The following is a 5,319-nucleotide window of genomic DNA, read 5'->3' on the forward strand; positions in this document are numbered from 1 at the left end:
TGTTGCCGACGGTGTGTGGATGTCCGGCTGAGGTGTGTGTGCCCTATGTGATCACCCAGACAAAGCGACCAAAACGAATTGGAGATCCCAGATAGGCGATCCCAGATAGCGATTCGATAGTCATCTTATAAAATGTAAATGGGAAGCATTCCGGAACTACTAGTTTCAGAACGCTTCCCATTTACATTTTATAAGCTATTGTAAGGTACTGAATGAATCATCTCTATTACCTACAAACTGTATGTAATTACAAAACAACCAATCATATGTCACCCTATTTTAAATATTACAAATAATCTATATAACTAAATGGCATACTATTTGTTACAAGCAATTTTAAATATACACAATATTGTAATTATGCAAACATAAATTAGTTAAGTCTATTTATTGACTGGTAATCTCTGTTTATAATTACCCTTCTCTTCCATTTCACTCTATAAGGCATATTTTTTGAAATAAGCGCATACGGTTCGTATCCATTTATTTGCAAAACAGAAAGTATGTCTACATTTACTAAAAAGCAATTTTATTGGCACTTATTCCTGCTTTCTACCCGATTCAGGAGAAAGGCAGATAAGTTCTTACCAGATATCGGTAGCGTTTGGCAGACAAGGCTACGAACATTACTGGTAACCTGCCTGGTTGCCAGCCTGGCCACAGGAGTGGTCAAAGCGCAATGTTCCGTCACCATCAATAAAGTCACTACCTCTGGCTGCTATTCGCTTAGCGGGGTTAGCAAAGCCACCGTCAGTGTGGAGGTAGCCTGGAACAATGCACCTGCCAATCAATATATTGTTGTTACTACAGGGGCACTCAGCCGTACCATCACGCCCGGAGTAATTAGCGTGCAATATGGTGATGGTGGTACCACAACTCCTACTGGCTCACAGACGATTGTATCACCCCAGGTTGTGGCATTCGAGGTAAACGCTAACGGGGCATCGGCCGCAATAACGGCTAAATTCAATTCCACCACCACCTGTTCCAATACCAGCTCCTATACAGCTCCTTCGGGGTGTTTGCCTACAGTCTGTGCATCAGGTAGTCTGGGTGGCCAGGTATTTAATGATTACAATGCCAATGGTATTAAGGATGATGGCGAAAAAAATGGTGTCGGTGGGGTTACGGTTAAAATCTATCCCTGTGATAACAGCGCGCCGGTTTCCGTTACAACAGATGCCTATGGCATATGGTCGACCAGTGCATCACTAGCCTATCCGGTACGGGTTGAATTTACAAATATACCGGCAGCGTACTTAGCCTCCTCAACCCTACAGGGCACTGACAGCCGGACCACCGTTCAGTTCATAACGGCCAGCAATTGCAATGTAAATCTGGGGGTGAATGACCCGATCGATTATTGTCAGAATGAGCCCTTGATTGTCCTGCCTACGTATGTTAGTGGTAACCCATTGGGTGGCGGAAATTCCGGGACATACCGAGGATTGATCGGCTTTCCCTATGCATCAGCCGGTAATGGTACGAATGATGCGATGACCTTCACGGTACCTTTATCCTCAGTTGGTACACTCTGGGCACAAGCCTATAGCAAAATCACCAAACGTCTGTTCAGTGCAGCAACCCTGAAACGCCATGCCGGTTTAGGGCCTGGTGGCTTAGGGGCAATCTATATTACGAATCTGACTGACCAGGCTAACCCTTCAACACCCGAATATATTAACCTGTCGGCCTCTCCATTTAATATTGACGTAGGCAGCGTATTGGCCAATGGAACCGGCGGTCGTAACCTCCCAAGCGACAAATCCCTTCAGTCATCTGACCCACAAGCCTTTAGTTTGATCGGCACGGTTGGTATTGGCGGAATGAGTATATCCGGCGATGGAGAGACCCTCTATTTGATGAACATCAAAAATAGTTCGCTCTATGCACTGGACCTAAGTACGTATAATACCACCAAGAACAAGAACGATATTACCCTGAAAGGAGGCCCATACGCGGTGCCTAGCCTGGGGTGTGTCGATGGCATACAACGCTCATGGGCCGTTAAGTTTTCGAAAGGTAAAGTGTACGTAGGTACTATCTGTGACGCTTCATCGAGTAGTAAATCGAATCTGAGAGCAGGAATATTCACGTTCGATCCAACGACGAATAGCTTCAATAGCACACCCATTTTTGATTTCCCACTTACCTATCCAAAAGGATATCCGGAAATAGCCACACCCGACATAACCGGTTGGTATCCCTGGAGCAATACATTTAGCGATTTTGTAACTACAGGAACGTTTGGGAGTGTCAATCAAGGAAATTTATCTACTAACCTGGTACGCCCACAACCTATCCTGACGGATATTGAGTTTGATATCGACGGCTCTATGATCCTGGCCTTAAGCGACCGGGCTGGTTTACAAACAGGATTCCGAAATTATAATACAACGGGCTCAGGCGACTATAGTGGCCGGGTTGGTGGCGACCTGTTACGTGCTTTTTCAAGTCAGGGTACCTTTGTGCTGGAAAATGCCGCCAAAGCAGGCCCTGATCTTGGTGGACGCCCCTCAAACAACCAGGGACCAGGCTTTGGGGAGTTTTATCTTGACGACTCAGGAGCGGGTAACACAGGCAACAGTCTTTATCACACAGAAATTGGGTTAGGTGCATTAGCCCTACGCCCTGGTTCCGGCGAAGTTATAGCAGGCGTTATGGATCCGACTGGTGTGAATACGAATTACAGCTTCGTAGCTTTTTCGGGTGGGGTTCGACATATGAACAATAGCAAGGGCATAGTCAATTCAGCCTATGCTCTGTATTCATCACCAACAACGAACACTCGCGATGGTACATTTGGTAAGGCTACCGGACTAGGCGATATCGAACTGCTTTGCGATGAACTCAAATTAATTGAGATCGGCAACCGTGTTTGGTTAGATCAGGATGGCGATGGAATTCAGGACGCTTGTGAGCCTGTTCTGGCAGGAGTAAATGTTTCGCTGTATCGAAGTGGAACCCTGGTTGCGTCGACAACAACGAACGCCAATGGGGAATATTATTTCAACAGTCTGCCTACCAGTAGCACCGTAACCGGCACTTTTTCAACGACTAACCTATTGCCCAACACGGCCTACCAGCTTGTATTTGGTACAAGTGGTCAGTTTACGAATAGTGTGCTCACGCTCAATAATGGCAAATACGGCCTGACGACGGCCAACAGCAATGTAACGAATGCCAATGACCTGAACGATTCGGATGCTCAGATCGCGACAGTGGCTAGTCTGACAGCCCCGGTTATTAGCCTGACCACGGGTGCTTACGGTGAAAACAACCACACACTTGATGTTGGCTTCACCTGTTTACAGACTGTTGCCGGAAGCATTAGCTCCACGCTTGCTGTTTGTAATATCGGCACCGGAACCTCCCAAAATAACGGCCGTATTTTAGTGTCGGATATTCAGAACGCCAACAAGGCTTTCATCTCCATATCATCGACTCTGCCGTCGTATACAGCCACCAGCGGCCAGACGGTATCAAGCTCTGCGGTGTCATTTACGGGACTGGCGAATCCAACCAGCAGCACAGGCACGACCTACTATATCACTTTATATAATGGTCCTAATTGCTACACTGTAATTAGCACCACATTAGCACAGGCATTGTGCTGTGATCTGGTATCGGTCAATGCAACTCCGTCAGCCTGTACACCTGCTACCAACCAGTTCAGTGTATCGGGTACGATCAGCCTTACCAACAGTCCTGCTCAAAGCCTGACGGTAAGTAGTGGTTCTGCCACCCAAATTGTCAGTGTTTCAGCAGGCCAGACATCGGCCAGTTATAGCCTGACTGGGCTCACCAGTGGAACAGGTACGGGCATTGTAACAGTATCCGCTTCGGCTACAACCAGTTGTGGCGCTAGTGTCAGTGCCTCCTATGCTGCGCCCAGCTCCTGTAGCATAGGTCTCAACCTGAGTGCCAATCCAGGGCCTTGCGTGAGTGCCAGCAACAGCTACACCCTGGGCGGAACCATTACCCTAACCAATGCCATTGCTGGTACGGCTACCATCACGGATGGTGCCAACTCCACCACCGTCGCCATTGCGCAGGGCGCAACCTCTGTTTCTTACTCGCTGAGCGGGCTTACATCTGGTACGGGTTCGCATACGGTTGTTATTAGCTATGCCAGTAAAACCGCTAGCGTCACCTACACTGCGCCCGCGGCTTGTGCGGTAGCGGTAACGGTCACTGTGACACCGGGTATCTGTCAGACGGCGAACAATCAGTACAGTGTGGCGGGCACGCTCAACCTAACCAATGCTATAGCGGGTACGGCCACCATTACCGATGGCGCTAACTCCACTACGGTGACTGTACCAGCAGGTGCCACTTCGGTTGCCTATTCGCTAACGGGTCTAGCTTCCGGTACGGACTCACATACCATTAATGTCAGTTATGCCAGTAAAACAGCTAGTGTAACCTACACTGCCCCTGCCTCCTGTACAGTAGCGATTGCCCTGACGGTTACCCCCGGTGTGTGTCAGAGTGCAACCAATCAATACAGCATTTCGGGTACACTGAGCCTGACTAATGCCGTAGCGGGTACAGCCACCATTACTGACGGAGCCAACTCCACCACGGTAGCCGTAACGGCAGGCGCCACTTCGGTCGCCTATTCGCTGAGTGGACTCTCCTCCGGTACGGAGTCGCATACCGTCACCGCCAGCTATGCCAGCAAAACGACCAGCCTGACCTACTCGGCACCAGCTTCCTGTACGGTCGCCATTGCCCTCACCGTAACTCCCGGTGTGTGTCAAAGCGCAACCAACCAGTACAGCATTTCGGGTACACTGAGCCTGACTAATGCCGTAGCGGGTACAGCCACCATTACTGACGGAGCTAACTCCACTACGGTAGCCGTAACGGCAGGAGCCACTTCGGTCGCCTATTCGCTGAGTGGACTCTCCTCCGGTACGGAGTCGCACACCGTCACAGCCAGCTATGCTAGCAAAACCACTAGCCTGACCTACTCGGCACCGGCTTCCTGTACGGTCGCCATTGCCCTGACGGTTACCCCCGGTGTATGTCAATCAGCCACCAACCAGTACAGCATTTCGGGTACACTGAGTTTGACTAATGCGGTGGCGGGCACAGCCACCATTACTGACGGAGCCAACTCCACCACGGTAGCCGTAACGGCAGGAGCTACCTCGGTCGCCTATTCGCTGAGTGGGCTCTCCTCCGGCACGGGGTCGCACACCGTCACCGCTAGCTATGCCAGCAAAACGACCAGCCTGACCTACTCGGCACCGGCTTCCTGTACAGTAGCGATTGCTCTGACGGTTACACCGGGTGTGTGTCAGAGTGCAACCA

At 49.8% G+C, this 5,319-nt stretch carries 1 protein-coding gene; it reads left to right on the forward strand.

The genetic code is table 11. The features are described 5' to 3' along the window. Positions 1 to 503: 503 nt before the first annotated feature. Positions 504 to 5,319, forward strand: a 4,816-nt coding sequence (locus BGO59_RS24770) for an SdrD B-like domain-containing protein (RefSeq protein WP_293687884.1), incomplete at its 3' end; no start/stop codon positions are given.

The organism is Spirosoma sp. 48-14 (assembly GCF_001898575.1).
Classification (GTDB): Bacteria; Bacteroidota; Bacteroidia; order Cytophagales; family Spirosomataceae; genus Spirosoma.